The 15,759-nt window shown below is 76.5% G+C and carries 17 protein-coding genes; 7 read left to right on the top strand and 10 right to left on the bottom strand.

What is annotated here, in order from left to right:
- Positions 1–304 precede the first annotated feature (304 nt).
- Positions 305–2,056, top strand: a complete 1,752-nt coding sequence (locus tag EDD39_RS22295) for an ABC transporter family substrate-binding protein (RefSeq protein ID WP_244256912.1) — start codon at positions 305–307, stop codon at positions 2,054–2,056.
- 122 nt (positions 2,057–2,178) lie between these two features.
- On the opposite strand, the gene pip is transcribed toward EDD39_RS22295, so the two are convergent.
- From pip to EDD39_RS22260, 7 genes are all read right to left on the bottom strand, one after another.
- Entirely contained in the window at positions 2,179–3,150 is a 972-nt protein-coding gene (pip, locus tag EDD39_RS22290; RefSeq protein ID WP_123558631.1) for a prolyl aminopeptidase, read from the bottom strand.
- Positions 3,151–3,253: 103 nt separating this feature from the next.
- Entirely contained in the window at positions 3,254–3,931 is a 678-nt protein-coding gene (locus EDD39_RS22285; RefSeq protein WP_123558629.1) for a VOC family protein, read from the bottom strand.
- Between the two features lie 139 nt (positions 3,932–4,070).
- On the bottom strand, positions 4,071–4,391 hold the full coding sequence (locus EDD39_RS22280; protein ID WP_162870080.1) for a hypothetical protein: 321 nt from the start codon (positions 4,389–4,391) through the stop codon (positions 4,071–4,073).
- A gap of 76 nt (positions 4,392–4,467) precedes the next feature.
- Positions 4,468–4,749 carry a hypothetical protein gene (locus EDD39_RS22275; protein WP_123558625.1) on the bottom strand — a complete coding sequence of 94 codons (282 nt, stop codon included), beginning with the start codon at positions 4,747–4,749 and terminating at the stop codon, positions 4,468–4,470.
- Positions 4,750–4,847: 98 nt separating this feature from the next.
- The gene (locus EDD39_RS22270; RefSeq protein WP_123819554.1) at positions 4,848–5,159 is read right to left on the bottom strand and encodes a hypothetical protein; all 312 of its coding nucleotides are present in this window, start codon (positions 5,157–5,159) and stop codon (positions 4,848–4,850) included.
- 121 nt (positions 5,160–5,280) lie between these two features.
- Entirely contained in the window at positions 5,281–5,583 is a 303-nt protein-coding gene (locus tag EDD39_RS22265; protein WP_123558620.1) for a DUF3040 domain-containing protein, read from the bottom strand.
- A gap of 45 nt (positions 5,584–5,628) precedes the next feature.
- Positions 5,629–6,174, bottom strand: coding sequence for a DUF4383 domain-containing protein (locus EDD39_RS22260; RefSeq protein WP_123558618.1), 546 nt, complete (start codon positions 6,172–6,174; stop codon positions 5,629–5,631).
- A gap of 248 nt (positions 6,175–6,422) precedes the next feature.
- On the opposite strand from EDD39_RS22260, the gene EDD39_RS22255 reads away from it, so the two are divergent.
- The 5 genes from EDD39_RS22255 (at position 6,423) to EDD39_RS22235 (ending at position 11,416) form a co-directional block, all read left to right on the top strand.
- On the top strand, positions 6,423–6,860 hold the full coding sequence (locus EDD39_RS22255) for an SRPBCC family protein (RefSeq protein ID WP_123558616.1): 438 nt from the start codon (positions 6,423–6,425) through the stop codon (positions 6,858–6,860).
- Between the two features lie 248 nt (positions 6,861–7,108).
- Positions 7,109–8,419 carry an NAD(P)/FAD-dependent oxidoreductase gene (locus tag EDD39_RS22250; RefSeq protein ID WP_279638402.1) on the top strand — a complete coding sequence of 437 codons (1,311 nt, stop codon included), beginning with the start codon at positions 7,109–7,111 and terminating at the stop codon, positions 8,417–8,419.
- A gap of 134 nt (positions 8,420–8,553) precedes the next feature.
- On the top strand, positions 8,554–9,312 hold the full coding sequence (locus tag EDD39_RS22245; protein ID WP_123560746.1) for a DUF1365 domain-containing protein: 759 nt from the start codon (positions 8,554–8,556) through the stop codon (positions 9,310–9,312).
- Positions 9,309–10,610, top strand: coding sequence for an SAM-dependent methyltransferase (locus tag EDD39_RS22240; RefSeq protein ID WP_123558612.1), 1,302 nt, complete (start codon positions 9,309–9,311; stop codon positions 10,608–10,610). The genes EDD39_RS22245 and EDD39_RS22240 overlap by 4 nt, the downstream gene beginning before the upstream one ends.
- Before the next feature lie 56 nt (positions 10,611–10,666).
- Positions 10,667–11,416 carry a DUF1295 domain-containing protein gene (locus tag EDD39_RS22235; protein ID WP_123560744.1) on the top strand — a complete coding sequence of 250 codons (750 nt, stop codon included), beginning with the start codon at positions 10,667–10,669 and terminating at the stop codon, positions 11,414–11,416.
- Between the two features lie 451 nt (positions 11,417–11,867).
- Here the strand turns inward: EDD39_RS22235 and EDD39_RS22230 are convergent, their stop codons facing one another.
- The 3 genes from EDD39_RS22230 to sigK form a co-directional block, all read right to left on the bottom strand.
- On the bottom strand, positions 11,868–12,323 hold the full coding sequence (locus EDD39_RS22230; protein ID WP_123558610.1) for a hypothetical protein: 456 nt from the start codon (positions 12,321–12,323) through the stop codon (positions 11,868–11,870).
- Between the two features lie 133 nt (positions 12,324–12,456).
- The gene (locus EDD39_RS22225; protein ID WP_123558608.1) at positions 12,457–13,242 is read right to left on the bottom strand and encodes an anti-sigma factor; all 786 of its coding nucleotides are present in this window, start codon (positions 13,240–13,242) and stop codon (positions 12,457–12,459) included.
- Positions 13,239–13,826, bottom strand: a complete 588-nt coding sequence (gene sigK / locus EDD39_RS22220; RefSeq protein WP_123558606.1) for an ECF RNA polymerase sigma factor SigK — start codon at positions 13,824–13,826, stop codon at positions 13,239–13,241. Before sigK ends, EDD39_RS22225 begins: the two co-directional genes overlap by 4 nt.
- A 314-nt stretch (positions 13,827–14,140) precedes the next feature.
- Here sigK and EDD39_RS22215 point away from each other — a divergent pair, with 314 nt between their 5' ends.
- Positions 14,141–15,757 carry a molybdopterin-dependent oxidoreductase gene (locus EDD39_RS22215; protein WP_123558604.1) on the top strand — a complete coding sequence of 539 codons (1,617 nt, stop codon included), beginning with the start codon at positions 14,141–14,143 and terminating at the stop codon, positions 15,755–15,757.
- Positions 15,758–15,759: the final 2 nt, after the last annotated feature.

Here is a 15,759-nt window from a genome sequence, read left to right as displayed (position 1 = left end):
CGGGGTTTGACGCACTTTCGCGCAGCAGTTGTACGCCACTCCGGGCGGCCCGTCCAGAGGCCGCCGCGTCGGCGGGTCCGTCCGGTCCGGTGAACCCGCTGGTCACAGCTGATCAGACGGGTGCGGACGGGGTGTTGCGGCGGTGTTGCACCGCGTTTCGTTTCGATCAGTTCTGCGCACGCACCCCTGGTGGGGTGGCTGACGGGCTGTTACGTTCGGCGCGTCGGCACCGACTTGGCTGCCCACCATCAAGCGCCGCCACACCTGGCGGCCCCCGACTCTTCGAAATCCGAGGACTCCGCCGATGCGCACACCGTCCGCCACGTCCGCCCCGGCCGCCGCCCCCGGCCGGGCCGCCACCCCCGGCCCGGGCCGCGCCGCCCGCCGGCTCGGCCGCACCGCCGCGGCGACCATCGCCGCCCTGCTGGCCGCGACCGCCTGCAGTTCCTCCGGCGGCTCCGGCGGCGACGTGGCCAAGACCGTGGCGCCCACCGTGGACGCCGAGGACAACAACCCGCAGCCGCCGGAGAACCTCAAGGACGGCGGCGAACTGCGCCTCCCGCTCCAGCAGTGGATCACCCAGTGGAACCCGTACCAGGTCGACGGCAGGTACGGGGACGCGGTGGAGATCATGGGCTACGTGGAGGCCAAGCTCTTCCGGGTCGACGCCAGGGGCGTCTACCACCCCGACCCCTCCTACCTGGCCTCCGCCGAGGTCACCTCCACCTCGCCGCAGGTGGTGACGTACAAGCTCAACCCGAAGGCGGCCTGGTCGGACGGCACCCCGATCGGCTACCGCGACTTCGCGGCGGTCTGGAAGGCGTCCAACGGCAAGGACCCGGCGTACAACATCGCCGATCCCTCCGGCTACGAGCAGATATCCGCCGTCGAGCAGGGCGCGGACGCGAGCGAGGTCAAGGTCACCTTCGCCGAGCCGTACGCCGACTGGCAGAACCTGTTCAACCCGCTGCTGCCCGCCTCCGGGCTCTCCGCCCCGCAGGACTTCAACGAGGGCTGGGTGGAGAAGACCCCGGTCTTCGGCGGCCCGTTCGTGGTCTCGAACGCCGACAAGACCGCGCAGACCATCACCCTCACCCCCAACCCGCGCTGGTGGGGCCCGAAGCCCAAGCTGGACCGGATCACCTACCGGGTGCTGGACCCCGCCGCGATCACCCAGGCGTTCCTGAACAACGAGGTCGACCTGGCCTCGGCGGGCACCGCGGCCTCCTACGGCCAGCTCAAGGACGCCCCCGGCGCGGCGATCCGCACCGGCACCCCCTGGGACGAGGTGCACATCTCCTTCGGCGGCAACGGCCCGCTCGCCGACCAGAAGGTCCGCCAGGCGCTCGGCCGGGCGCTGGACCGCGCCTCGCTGATCAAGATCGCCAACAAGGGCGTCCCGGTGGAGTTCAAGCCGCTGGACAACCACCTGTTCATGACCAACCAGAACGGGTACAGGAACAACTCCGCCGACTGGGCCTCCTACGACCCGGCCACCGCGAAGAAGTGGCTGGACGAGGCGGGCTGGAAGGACGCGGGCGGCACCCGCAGCAAGGACGGGCAGCCGCTGGAGCTGCACTACGTGCTGAGCGACGGCTCCAACCAGGCGCAGACCGACCTGGCCTCCGCCGCGCAGAACATGCTCCAGCAGGTCGGCGTCAAGCTGACCATCGACAAGGTGTCCGGCAAGGAGTACTTCACCAAGTACATCGACCAGGGCAGGTTCGACCTGGCCAGCTGGCGCAACACCGACTCCTTCCCGCTCTCCCAGACGGTGGCGATCTACCGCGCCCCGCAGGGCGACAACGTGTTCGGCAACTACTCGAAGCTGAGCACCCCCGAGATCGACACCCTGCTGCGCAAGGCCGCCGCCACCCTCGACCCGGCGCAGGCCGCCGAGCTGTACAACCAGGCCGACGCGAAGATCTGGGAGCTCGGGCACACCCTGGAGCTCTACCAGCGCCCGAGCATCGTCGCCGTCCGCAAGGGCCTGGCCAACTACGGGGCCGGCAGCCTCGCCAGCACCGTGATCACCTCGGTCGGCTGGCAGAAGTGACCGCCCGGGCCGGTGCCCCCGGGCGCGTGACGCGGGCCCGGGCGGCACCGGCCCGGCCGGGCGGCGGCTGGGCGGCACCGGCCCGACCGGGCAGCGGCTCAGCGGCTCAGCGGCTCAGCGGCTCAGCGGAGCTTGAACTCCTCCAGCGCCTCGAGCACCGTCCGCCGCATCGCCTCGCCCCCGATGTGCCCGGAGTCGTCGAAGATGTGCAGCCGGGCGTCCGGCCACGCCTTCGCCAGCTCCCAGGCGGTCTGCACCGGGCTGCCCATGTCGTACCGGCCGTGCACCAGCACGCCCGGGATGCCCGCCAACCTGTGCGCCTCGCGCAGCAGTTGGTCCTCCGCCAGCCAGGCGCCGCGGCTGAAGAAGTGCGCGCAGATCCGGACGAACGCGATCCGGTCGTCGGCCTCCCGGTCGCCGTACATGCCGGGGACGCCGTTCGGCTCGTCCGAGATCACCGCGTCCTCCCAGGCCAGCCACGCGTCGGCGGCCGCCGCCCGCACCGCCCGGTCGGGGTGCTCCATCCGCCGCGCGTAGGCGGCCAGCAGGGCGTACACGTCGCCGTCCCAGTCGTGCTCGGGAACGGCGGCCCGGAAGCGGTCCCACGCCTCGGGCTTGAAGGCGCCCACCCGGTGGTAGAGCCAGTCGGTCTCGGCCCGGCGGGTGGTGGTCACCGCCTGGATGACGATCTCGCTCACCCGCTCCGGGTGCTGCTGCGCGTACGCCAGGATCAGCGTCGAGCCCCAGGACGCGCCGTCCAGCAGCCAGCGCTCGATGCCCAGGTGCTCGCGCAGCCGCTCCATGTCGTCGACCAGGTGCTGCGTGGTGTTCAGCGCCATGTCCGCCGCCGGGTCACTGGCGTGCGGCGTACTGCGCCCGCAGTTGCGCTGGTCGTAGCGGATCACCCGGTAGCGCGCCGGGTCCCACGCCCGGGTGGCCCGCCGCGGCGCCCCCGCGCCGGGCCCGCCGTGCACGTACAGCGCGGGCTTGCCCCCGGGATCGCCGAGCTGCTCGTAGTAGATGCGGTTCCCGTCCCCGGTGTCGAGGAACCCGCTGTCGTAGGGAGTCGTCGGCGGGTGCAGGAGGTCGTCCATGGAGGTCGCAGACATGACGGGCCACCCTAACCGCTGCCCCGCAGAAGGCAACTGAATAACCGTCAGCCGGCCGCCCTCCGACAGCCCGGGGCCGGGTTCCGGCTCAGGCCGCGGCCCGCCCCCCGGTCTCCCGCGCGTCGGTTTCCCGCCCCCCGGCCTCCCGCGCACCGGCCGGCGCCCAGCGGAAACCGTCCGGATCGGTGAACGCCTCCGGGCCCCCGCCGTTGACGGTCAGCCGGTGCGAGCCGCCGCCCTCCGGGGCCACCCCGAGGTCCTTGGCCAGCGCCCGGCGGCGGTACAGGGCCAGCTTGACCGCACCCGTCCCGGCCGCGAACTCGGCGTACACCCGCCCGAAGCCCTTCGCCACCGCGAACCCGCGGTCGACGTAGTACCGCTTGGTCGCCGCGAAGTCCGCCACCCCGATCAGCAGCACGAACTCCTCGATCCGCCGGGTGGCCGGGCCGGTGTCCTTCTTCGCCGAGGTCGCCAGCTTCCAGATCGCCCCGTCCGGGGCCTGCACCACCGCGCCGTACCCCCACAGCGACTTCGCCGCGGGCTTGAGCACCGCGGCCCCGGCGGCCACCGCCGACGCCACGAAGCTGTCCACGTCCGCGGGCTGCGGCACCGTCAGGGCCAGCGTGAACCCGCGGAACCCCTCGGACGGCTCGGCCGCGGCCCGCACCTTCAGCCGGTCCTCGCCGAGGTCGAACGCGTCGGCGAGGAAACGGGCGGCCGCCTCGGGGTCGGCCACGTCCATGGTGATGCTCTCGATGTCTGTCATACCCACGACGCTAGGCCCCGCCGCCCGCCCGGGGCTTCTCGATTCCTGACCGGTGCGGCCCGGCGCGCGCACCCGCACCACCGCCCCGGCCCCGCGCCCGTACTGACGGACCGTCAGCACGGCTGTCCGGCAATCCCGTTCAGCCGTTCTCCCGCCCCGGCAGCGCGGCGCCCGCCAGGAAGGCCCGGTAGACCTCGGCGGCCTCCGGCTCGACCTCGGTGCCGGCCGGGCCGTAGCGGGTGTCGGTGCGGTCCCGTTTCGGCGCGGAGAGCCAGAACTCCTCCGCGGTCCCGACGTCCTGGAAGTTCGCCGCGGACAACCCCTTGGCCCGGCGCAGCGTCCGCCCCCGGAAGTACGCCGTGCTCCAGGTCTTCGAGAAGTCCACCCACCCGATCCACGAGGGCCCGCGGTCGGTGCCGTGACCGGTCTTCAACTGCACGAACATCAGACGTCTGGCCATGGCCCCATGCTCCGCCACCGTCCCCCGCCCCGGCCACCCGTTTTCCCGCACCGGGGCCGACGCCGGGACGCGGGTGCTACCCCAGGCCGAGGGCGGCGCGCAGGCGGCCGCGGGTGGCGGCGGCGGCTTCGCGGGTGACGGGGTCGTCGCTGCCGAGGGCGTCGCCGAGCAGCAGGTCGGCGGCGGCGACCACGGCGGCGGGGAGGACCACCTCGCGCAGGCCGAGCAGTTGGGCGGCGGCCTGGTGTCCGCTCGACGGGGGGCCGACGGGCCGGGGGTGGGGATCCGCCGGTTCGGGGACGCGCGGGGGCGTCGCCGCCGGGTGCCCGCCCTGCGGGCGGCGCGGTTCGTTGATCACGGGCATGCTCCGTTCAACGGGCCACGGCCCGTGACGGTTACGCGGGCCGCGACGTTCGAGTGGTCCGCCCCGGTGGCCGTACGGGCGGCGGCGGGCGGTCAGGAGGCGTGCCGGTCCGCGACGGCGGCGGGGCCGGGCCCGCCGAGGGCGGGGCGTTCGGGGCGCGGGGCCAGGGCGCGGACGTCCGCCGGCCTCCGGACGGGGGCCTCGGCGGCGGTGTGCGCGTCGCGGATCCACCGGGCCAGCGCGTGGGCGAACTCGGGGCCGATCGTGGCGGCGTGCTGCAACTGCTCCAGGTCGCCCGGCCGGAGCGGGACGCGGGCCTCCGAGAGGACCGCCAGCAGGGGCTGCACCAGCCCCCACTGGAGGCGGACCACGGGCAGCGGGCTGGTATGCGCGGGCTCTGTCACGCCCGGTCCAACTGCCCGCCCCCGCAGGGGACACGGCCCGCCCGCCCGGTTCCACCACAGGGTGCAACGCCGCCCCCGGGACGGCCGTGGGCGGCCTCCGGGGGCAGGGGCGGCGGGCCCGTCAGCCGAGCCGCAGGCGGGCGAGCCGGCGCAGCGCGAGGACGCACAGCAGGGCGGCGGCCGCGGCGAGCAGGACGGCCGGCAGGGGGTGGGAGCCCCCGGCGCCCGCCCACAGGGCGCCGGCGGCCGTCACGGTGGCGAGCAGGGCGACGGCCGCGACGAGCGGGCCGGGGCGGTGGGCCAGACGGGCGGCGGGGCCGGACGGGCGGTCGAGCCGCCGGTCCAGCCGGGGGTCGCTCCGGCGCAGGTGGTGCTCGATCTCCGCGAGCAGGAGCTGTTCCCGCGGGGTCAGTCGGGTGTCCATCGGGTCTGCCGCCTCTCGGCGAGGGAGGGGAGGGGGGTGCGGGTGTCAGCCCCGGTCGCCGGGCAGCGCGGCCCGCCGGACGGCGGGGCCGACGGCCGGAACGGCCGGGACGGCAGTGGCGGTGGCGGCGGCCTCCGGGTGGCGGCGGCGCCAGTACGGGTTGTCGTGCGGGAGGCCGCCGCTGATCCGGCCGTACATCCCGAAGGTGGCGATCAGCAGGCCCATGGCGAAGCTGAACAGGACGTTCGGGAGGCGGAAGGCGAGCAGGTTGGCCGAGGTCTCCAGCAGGGCGAGGTTGACGAAGCCGCTCAGCACGAACAGCGTGCCGACCACGATCGTGACGGTGGAGGCGGCGCGTCCGCCGAGCAGCGCGGCGGTGAGCAGGACGGCGGCGGTACCGATCGAGACGACGCTGAGCAGTCCGTTGCTGGACAGCCCGGCGACGTGTTCGCCGTGCGTCCCGAAGAAGGGCAGGCCGTCGGCCAGGCCGAGTGCGCCGAAGGCCAGCAGCAGGAGTGCGCACAGGCCCGCGCCGAAGCGGTGGACCCGGGACAGGCGGCGGTCGGCGGCCGGTTCGTCGTGGGGGTGCATGGCGGTTCTCCTCTCGGTGCGGCGGGCCGCGCCCACCGCGTGTACCCCTCCCCCCACGAACGTCCCGCCGCCGGGCCGATGATGCCCACCCGCAGCGCTGGTGCAGCGTTTTGCCCGGCCCGGCCCCACCCGGCCCCGCCCGGTCCCACCCCGTACCGTCCCGCACCGCCGCCCGCCGACGCCGCCACCCATCCGTACCGGGCCCGGCTCCGAATCCCCCGGACGTCCCTACGACCGAGGAGGCAGCGGTGATCGAGGTGGTGCGGGAGATCCCGGTCCGCCGGGCGGCGGGCGAGGTGCTGGACTACCTGGCGGACTTCGCGCACGCCGCCGAGTGGGACCCGGGAACCGCGGAGTGCGTCCGGATCGGCACCGGCGCCCCGGGGCCGGGGGCGCGGTGGCGGAACGTCTCGGTGTTCCGCGGGCGGCGCACCGAGCTGGTGTACGAGCTGGTGGACCGCGGGCCGGACCAGGTGCTGTTCGTCGGGCGCAACCGGACGGTCACGGCCGTCGACGAGATCACCGTCCGGCCGGGGCCGGGCGGGGCGGGGGCGGTGGTCCACTACCGGGCCCGGCTGCGCTTCCACGGGCTGGCGCGGCTCGCGGAGCCCTTCCTGCGCCGGGAGTTCGAGGGCTTGGCGGACGCGGCGCAGCGCCGGCTGCCCGAGGTGCTGGACGGCGGCTGAGCCCCCGGGCCGGCGGCCGGACGCCCGGGGGCGGCGACCGCCGGGCACCCGGCGGGCCAGGCCGGGGACGGCGCGTTCCCGTTCGGAGCAATCCGCGGGGCGGGGGCCTCCGAATGGGGGGTGCAGGGCCGCCGCGGGCGGCCGGGAGTGCGGGAGCAGTGGGGAGAATCGACGTGACGACACTCGGCGCCGTTTCCACCGGGGGGTCCGTCCCGCCGTCGCGTCGGCGGGAGCCGGGGCGACGACGGGTGGCCGTGGTGGGAGCGGGGGTGGCGGGGTTGAGCGCGGCGTACGCGCTGGCCCGGGCGGGCGTGGCCGTGGAGCTGTTCGAGGCGGACGGCCGGTTGGGCGGGCACGCGCACACCCGGCGGGTCACGGCGGCGGACGGGCGGGAGCTGGCGCTGGACACCGCCTTCCTGGTGCACAACACCCGGACGTACCCGGAACTGGTCGGCCTGTTCGGCGAGTTGGGCGTGCGGACGCAGGACAGCGACATGAGCATGTCGGTGCACTGCGAGGGCTGCGGCCTGGAGTACGCGGGCGCCCGCGGCCTGTCGGGGCTGCTGGCCACCCCGGGCAACCTGGCCCGGGGCCGGTACCTGCGGATGCTCGGCGAGGTGCCGCGCTTCCACCGCCTGGCCCGCCGCCTGCTGGCCACCCCGGAGGACGGGACCGCGGGCGGGACCGAGGACGGGACCGAGGGCGGGTCGGAGAGCCTGCGCGCGTTCCTGGCCCGGCACGACTTCTCCCCGTACTTCACCCAGCACTTCATGACGCCGCTGGTCTCCGCGGTGTGGTCCTGCGCGCCCGACCTGGCCGGGGACTACCCGGCCCGCTACCTGTTCGCGTTCCTGGCCAACCACGGCCTGCTGAGCGTCACCGGCTCGCCGACCTGGCGCACCGTGGTCGGCGGCTCGGCCACGTACGTGGAGCGGATCGCCGACCATCTGGCCGCGCACTCCGGCACCGTGCACCGCTCAGCGCCGGTGCGCGCGGTGCGGCGGCACCCGGACGGCGTCACGGTGGCCACCGAGGACGGGCGGTGGACCCGGGCGGACGCCGTGGTGATGGCCGTCCACGCCGACCAGGCGCTGCGGCTGCTGGCCGACCCGACCGGCGCCGAGCGGGAGGTGCTGGGCGCGTTCGGGTACTCCCGCAACCCGACGGTGCTGCACCAGGACGCCTCGGTGCTGCCCCGGGCGGCCTGGGCCCGCGCCTCGTGGAACTACCGGATGCCGGACTGCGACGCGCCCTCCGACCGGGTCCGGGTCAGCTACCACCTGAACCGGCTGCTGCGGCTGGGCGGCGCGGAGGACTACCTGGTCACCCTGAACGAGGACGACCACGACCCGCTGCCCGAGCCGCTGGTGGTCGCCCGCACCGTGTACGAGCACCCCGTGTACACCGCCCGCACGGTCGCCGCCCAGCGCCGGCTGCCCGAACTGGCCACCGCCCGCACCGCGTTCGCCGGGGCCTACCACGGCTGGGGCTTCCACGAGGACGGCTGCCGCTCCGGCCTCGCCGCCGCCCGCCACCTGCTCACGGCGGTCGCCCCGTGAGCCTGAACGACCCCGCGCACCTGCCGGACGGCCCCTCCCCCGGCCGGGCCGACGCCGCAGCCGCAGCCCTGCCCGCCGACGCCCTGCCCACCGACGCCGCAGCCGCCGCCCTGCCCGCCCACGCCGACGCGGTGCTGCCCGGCCCGTGGGGCGCCGTGCTGTACGAGACCCGCACCACGCACGTGCGGGCCGAGCCCCGCCGGGTGTTCCGCCACCGCGGCTACCTGTGGCTGGTCGACCTCGACCGCCTGCCCCGGCTGCCCCGACCGCTGCGCCCGCTGGCCCGCTTCCTGCCCCGCGACCACGCCCTGCACCCCGGCACCGCCGACGTCCGGGCGGACCTGGCCCGCGACCTGGCCGCCCACGGCCTGCGCCCGGACCCGGCCGGGCGGGTGCTGATGCTGACCCAGGCCCGTTCGCTGGGGCACGTGTTCAACCCGCTGACGGTGTACTGGTGCCGGGACGCGGCGGGCGCGCCGCTGTGCACCGTCGCCGAGGTGCACAACACCTACGGCCAGCGGCACCGCTACCTGCTGCGCCCGGACGCCGCCGGGCACGCGGAGGCCGCCAAGGACTTCCACGTCTCGCCGTTCCTGCCGCTCGACGGCCGCTACCGCCTGCTGCTGCCGGAGCCGGACGGCGAACGGCTGCGCCTGACGGTGGCGCTGGAGCTGCCCGGCGGGCGGGCGTTCACCGCCACGGTGTCCGGCACCGGCCGCCCGGCGGGCCCGGCCGCGCTGCTGCGCGCGGCGGCCCGGCACCCGTTCGCCACCTACGCCGTGAGTCTGCGGATCCGCGCCCAGGGCGTCCGCCTGTGGCTGCGCGGCCTGCCCGCCCACCCCCGTCCCCGTCCCCACTCCCGTCCCCGTCCCGGAGAGGCCGTCCGCCGATGACCGTCACCGTCCCGTTCCCGCCCGCCGTCGACCCGTCGCACTGGCCGGACGTCGCCCGGGTGCCGCACGCCCCGCTGCGGGCCGCGGTGGCCGGGCGGCTGCTGCGCCGGGTGGCGGCCGGACGCGGCCTGCGGGTCGAACTCCCGGGCGGGCGACCGCTGTTGCCGTCCCCCGCGCAGGCGCCGGTGCTGCGGCTGCACCGCCCGGAGGCGTTCCTGCACCGGGTCGGCGCGGGCGGCCTGATCGGCTTCGGCGAGTCCTACCAGGCGGGCGACTGGGACAGCCCGGACCTGGTGCGCCTGCTGACCGCGCTGGCCGCCCGCCCCGAGACCCTGGTCCCGCCCGGCACCGGGCGGCTGCGCCGGCTGTACGTGCGGCGGCCCCCCGCGGCGGAGCTGTCCACGGCCGCCAACGCCCCGCGCAACATCCACCGGCACTACGACCTGTCGAACGAGTTGTTCGCGCTGTTCCTCGACCCGACCATGTCGTACTCCTCGGCGGTGTTCTCCGACCCCTCCCCCGCCACCCGCTGGCCCGACCTGGTCCCGGCCCAGCACCGCAAGATCGACCGGCTGCTGGACCTGGCCCGGGTCGGCCCCGGCACCCGGCTGCTGGAGATCGGCACCGGCTGGGGCGAACTCGCCCTGCGCGCCGCCGCCCGCGGCGCCGAGGTGGTCACCCTCACCCTGTCCGCCGAGCAGCTCGCGCTGGCCCGCCGCCGGATCGCCGCCGCCGGGCAGTCCGACCGGGTCGAGGTCCGGCTGTGCGACTACCGGCAGGCCCGGGGCTCGTTCGACGCGATCGTCAGCGTCGAGATGATCGAGGCCGTCGGACGCCCGTTCTGGCCCGCCTACTTCACCGCCCTGGACCGGCTGCTCGCCCCCGGCGGCCGGGTCGCCCTGCAGGCCATCACCATGCCGCACGCCCGGATGCTGGCCAGCAGCGACACGTACACCTGGATCCTCAAGTACGTCTTCCCGGGCGGCCAGATCCCCTCGCTGCGGGCGATCGCCGACACCGCCGCCGCGCACACCCGGCTGCGGGTGGACGCCGCGGACGCGTACGGGCCGCACTACGCCGAGACGCTGCGGCTGTGGCGGGAGCGGTTCACCGGGCGGGCGGAGCAGGTCGCGGCGCTCGGCTTCGACGAGGTGTTCCGCCGGATGTGGGAGCTGTACCTGGCGTACTCGGAGGCCGGGTTCCGCTCCGGCTACCTGAACGTCCACCAGGTGCTGCTGAGCCGGGACGGGGCCGCGGCGGGCGCCGGGTCCCTGCCGGTCCGGGACGGTCTGCGGTGAACGCCGCCGCGTTCGGCCTCGGCGCGGCCTGCGCCGCGGGCGCGGCCCTGCTGGTCATGCTCGCCGCGTTCGCCGTCGGGGTGCGCACCGGCCGCCACCGGGGCGTGGACGTGGCCTGGGGCCTGGCGTTCACCGCCGTCGCGCTGACCGGCTGCGGGCTCTCCGCCGGGTACGGCGACGGCGGGCGGCGGGCGCTGGCCACCGTCCTGGTGGCGGTCTGGGGGCTGCGGCTGTCCGCGCACCTGTGGTGGCGGGCCCGCGGCCTGCCCGAGGACCCGCGCTACGCCCGGATGCTCGCCAAGGCCCCCGCCGGGCCGGCCCGCACCCGGTACGCGCTGCGGATCGTCTACCTGCTGCAGGCCGCCCTGGTCTGGTTCGTCTCGCTGCCCGTGCTGGCCGCCCAGTACCTGCCGGGCCCGCTCGGCCCGGCCGCCTGGGCGGGGACGGCGCTGTGGGCGGTCGGCCTGTTCTTCGAGGCCGTCGGCGACGCCCAACTGGCCCGGTTCAAGGCCGATCCGGCCCACCGCGGCCAGGTCATGGACCGCGGCCTGTGGCGGTACACCCGGCACCCCAACTACTTCGGCGACGCCTGCGTCTGGTGGGGCCTGTTCCTGCTGGCCGCGGACGCACCGATCGGCTGGGCGTTCGTCGGCAGCCCGCTGCTGATGACCTGGCTGCTGGCCTTCGGCAGCGGGAAGCCGATGCTGGAACGCCACCTGTCCGGCTCCGACCGCCCGGGCTGGGCCGCGTACACGGCCCGCACCAGCGCATTCCTACCGCTCCCGCCCCGCCGGCGACGCGACTGAGACCCACTCACCTCCCCCACCGCACCGAGCCGTTGCCCACCCCCGCACGACCAGCCACCTCGGTGCAGCCGGACACCCCGACACTGCCGGACGCCTCGGCGCGACCCCCCGGCCCGGCAGCACGACTGAGACCCGCTCACCTCCCCCACCCCACCGAGCCGTTGCCTACCCCCGCCCGAGCGGGCGCCTCCGCGCAACCGGATCCCCGGCGCAGCCGAACGGCGGCGGCCCGGCTCCCCACCCAGCAATACCGCAGAGGCCCGCTCACCTCCCCCACCCCACCGAGCCGTTGCCCACCCCCACATGACCAGACACCTCGGCGCAGCCAACCGACCCGGCGCAACCGGACGGCGGTGGCACGGCTCCCCGCCCCGACGGCACGACTGAGACCCGCTCACCTCCCCAACACCACCAGCCCGTTGCCCACCCCGACTCGTCCGGCTGCCCCGGCTCAGCCGGACGTCTCGGCCCGGCCGTAGGGGTTGGCGGAGGCGTCCGGGAAGCCGGCCGCGTGCATGACCGCCTCGGCCACCAGCCGGGCCTCCCGGTGGGTCAGTCCCTCGATCGCGTGGCGCAGCGGCCCGGTGCGGACCCCGGCCAGGCCGGCGGCGACGGTGAGGACGGCCTTGGCCCGGTCGCCGAGGACGTCCCGGGCGGCGGCCCGGCCGGCCTGCCGGGGGCGGCCGAGGCGGTCCATCGCGCGGCGGAAGTCGACCGTCGCGGACGGGCCGTCCGGTCCTTCGGCGAGCGGCACGAAGCCGTTGCCGACCAGCCAGTCGCCGACCTCCTCGACCTGGAAGGCCAGCCGTACCCCCGCCTCCACCGGCGGCAGTCCGGCCGCCGCGCGCAACGCCAGTTCGGCCAGGTGTTCCCGGTCCGCGCCGCGGAACGGCACCTCGTTCGCCATCGCGTTCTCCCCTCCCCGTGGGGGCCCGCCCCGTGGCCCCTCCCGGGAACCTACCCGCGGGAGCACCCCCGCCCTACCCGACACACCCGGCCCGGTCGGCCGGACCTCGGCCGGGCCGGGTGGGTCGGGCCGCTCAGGCGAACGGCAGCAGCAGCACCGGGGCACTGGTCGGGTGCGGGGAGCCGCCGGCCGGTTCGAGGGTGACGCCGACGCCCGCCGCGCCGTCCAGCGGGCCGCTGAGCAGCAGGGTGCCGGTGCCCGTGGGGAGCAGCCCGGCGGGGCGCATGGTGCCCGCGTCGTCGTACCAGAGCTGGTAGGTGCGGCCGGGGCCCGGGGCGGGGAGGCCGGCGGCGAGCAGGCCGGCCCGGCCGCGGGCGGCGGACCAGACGACGGTGGCGGTGCCCCCGCCGGTGGCGGCGGTCGCGGTGCGGGCGTCCGGTGCGGTGAGCAGCGCGGTGACGGACTCCTGCTGGCGGGCGAGCGCGGCGACCCGGTCCCGGGCCCGTTCGGCCTCCCGGTGCTGCTGGACGGCGAGGGCGCCCGCGCCGAGGGCCAGCGCTAGGCAGGCGGCGAGCGCCAACCCCGGTGCGCGGCGGGCGAACCGGCGCCGCAGCCGGGCCGGGCGGGTGCGCGGCGGGACGGGGCCGTCGACCCGCGGGGCCTCCTGCCGGACGCCCGGCAGCGCGGCCAGCACCCGGGCCTTCAACGCCGGCGGCGGGGCCGCCGTCTCGGCCGCCCCGAGCCGGGCCAGGGCGGCGGCGAACTCCGCGGTCTCCTGCGCGCAGGACGGGCAGTGCTCGAGGTGGCGTTCGAAGGCATCGTTCTCCTCGGGGTCCAGCGCGTGCGCGGCGTACGCCCCGGTCAGGGTGTGCGGGTCGGCGGCGTGCCGGTCGACGGTGTGCGGGCGGAAGGCGTTCACGCGCCCACCCCCAGGCAGTCGCGCATCCGGATCAGCGCGTCCCGCATCCGGGTCTTGACGGTGCCGAGCGGGGCGCCGAGCACCTGGGCCACCTCCGGGTAGCTGTAGCCGCGGTAGTAGGCCAGGGTCAGCGACTCCCGCTGGAGCTCGGTCAGGGTGCGCAGGCAGCGCCGCACCTGTTCGCGCTCCAGGCGCCCCTCGACCTGTTCGGCGACCTCGTCGTAGGGGGTGCCGCCGTGCGAGGCGGCCGCGACCCGCCGGTCCCGGTCGGCGGCGGCCTGCGCGGAGCGGACCCGGTCGACGGCCCGCCGGTGGGCGATGGTCAGCACCCAGGGCAGCACCTCGCCCCGGTCCGCCCGGTACCGGGCCGCGGTGCGCCACACCTCGAGCAGCACCTCCTGCGCGACCTCCTCGGACTGCGCGGCGTCCCGCACCACCCGCCGCACCAGTCCGAACACCGGCCCGGCGACGGCGTCGTAGAGCGCCTCGAACGCGTCCTGGTCACCCCGCACCACCCGCGCCAGCAACTCCCGCAGATCCGGCCCGGGCCGCCGCGGCGGGGCCAACGACACCACGTGGCTCACCCCGCCACCCCACCGACAACGCTCCTGCCCTGCCACTGCACCACCCGCACGGAACCCTCCCACGACGGCCGGAACCCCCGACCGCACCGACTCGACAACACGACTCCACCCCTCTTCGTCACACCCCCCGTCCCGGATTGCCCCCGACCCCGGCCACTTCGCCACACCCGCACATCCGCACCCCCGCACCCCCGCACCCGCCGCCCGCACCCCCGCACCCGCCGCACCCGCCGCACCCGCCGCCCGCACCGTCTCCGCCGCCTCCCCCGCCCGTTCCGAAAACTGCCACCAATCCGCGCCCCACCGCCCGCCGAATGCCGGGTGTGACCGACCACAACCACCCGCCGCGGCGCCGCCCCAGCCGCCGCGGCCGCCCCAGCCTCGCCGCCGGAGCCGCCCTCGGGCTGGCCGCCGCCGTCGCCGCGCTGGGCGCGGGCGAGTTGGCGGCGCTGCTGACCGGCCCCGCCACCGCTCCGGTGGTGGCGGTCGGTGCGGCGGCCGTCGACCTGACGCCGACTCCGCTCAAGGAGTTCGCGGTGCGGAACTTCGGCACCCACGACAAGGCGGTCCTGCTGGGGGGCATCGAGCTGACGGCCGCGCTGCTGGCACTGGGCGCGGGCGTGCTGACGGCCCGTCGGCCCGCCTGGGGCGCCACCGTGTTCGGGCTGTTCGGCCTGCTGGGCGCGTGGGCGGCCCTCTCCCGGCCGGTCGCGTCGGTCGCCGACGGTCTGCCGTCACTGGTGGCGGGCGCGGTCGGCGCGGGCACCGCCCTCGCCCTGGCCCACCTGTTCCGCTCCCCCCTCGAAACGCCGGAAGCACCGGAAGCACCGGAAGCGCCGGAAGCACCCGCCGCCCCGGCCACCGGCCACCCGGTCACCCGCCGCACCGCCCTGGCCGCCACCGCCGGCACCCTGGTCGCGGGCGCCGCCGCCGGCCTGGCCGGGCGCGCCCTGGCGCAGCGCCCGTACGACGTGTCCGCCGTCCGGTTCCCGGCGCCGGCCGAGGCGCTGCCGCCGCTGCCGGCCGCCGTGCACCCGCGCGTCCCGGGCCTGTCGCCGTTCACCACCCCGAACGCCGACTTCTACCGGGTCGACACCGCGCTCACCCTGCCCCGGATCGACCCGCGCGACTGGGCGCTGCGCATCCACGGCCTGGTGGACCGCCCGCAGGTGCTCACCTTCGACGAACTGCTGCGCGAGCCGCTCGAAGAGCTCGACTACACCCTCTCCTGCGTCTCCAACGAGGTCGGCGGCCCCTACGCCGGCACATCCCGCTGGCTGGGCGCCCCGCTGCCCGCGCTGCTGCGCCGCGCCGGGGTCCGGGCCGGGGCGGACCAGCTGGTGGGGCGCTCGAAGGACGGCATGACCATCGGCACCCCGCTGGAGTCCGTCCTGGACGGCCGCCGCGCGCTGCTCGCCCTCGCCATGAACGGCGAGGCGCTGCCGCTCGCGCACGGCTTCCCGTGCCGCAGCCTGGTGCCCGGCTTCTACGGCTACACCTCCGCGACGAAGTGGCTCATCGACCTGGAGGTCACCGCCTTCGCCGCCTTCGACCCGTACTGGGTGCGGCGCGGCTGGGACCGCACCGGCACCGTCCGCACCGCCTCCCGGATCGAGGTCCCCGCGCCGTTCGCCAAGGTCCCCGCCGGGGAGGTGGACGTCGCCGGGACGGCCTGGGCCACCCACCGCGGCGTCGCCGCCGTGGAGGTCCGCGTCGACGGCGGGCCCTGGCAGCCGGCCGAACTGGCCGCCGACGCCGGGCCCGACCTGTGGCGGCAGTGGTCCTACCGCTGGCCCGGCGCGGCCCCCGGCACCCACCGCATCGAGGTCCGCGCCACCGACGCCACCGGAGCGGTGCAGCCCGAACAGCGCGCCGATCCGTTCCCCGCCGGGGCGACGGGCTGGCACAGCACCGTCGTCACCGTCACCTGACG

Origin of the sequence: Kitasatospora cineracea (assembly GCF_003751605.1) — a bacterium.
Taxonomy (GTDB): domain Bacteria; phylum Actinomycetota; class Actinomycetes; order Streptomycetales; family Streptomycetaceae; genus Kitasatospora; species Kitasatospora cineracea.
This window is presented reverse-complemented; position numbering and strand designations above follow the sequence as displayed.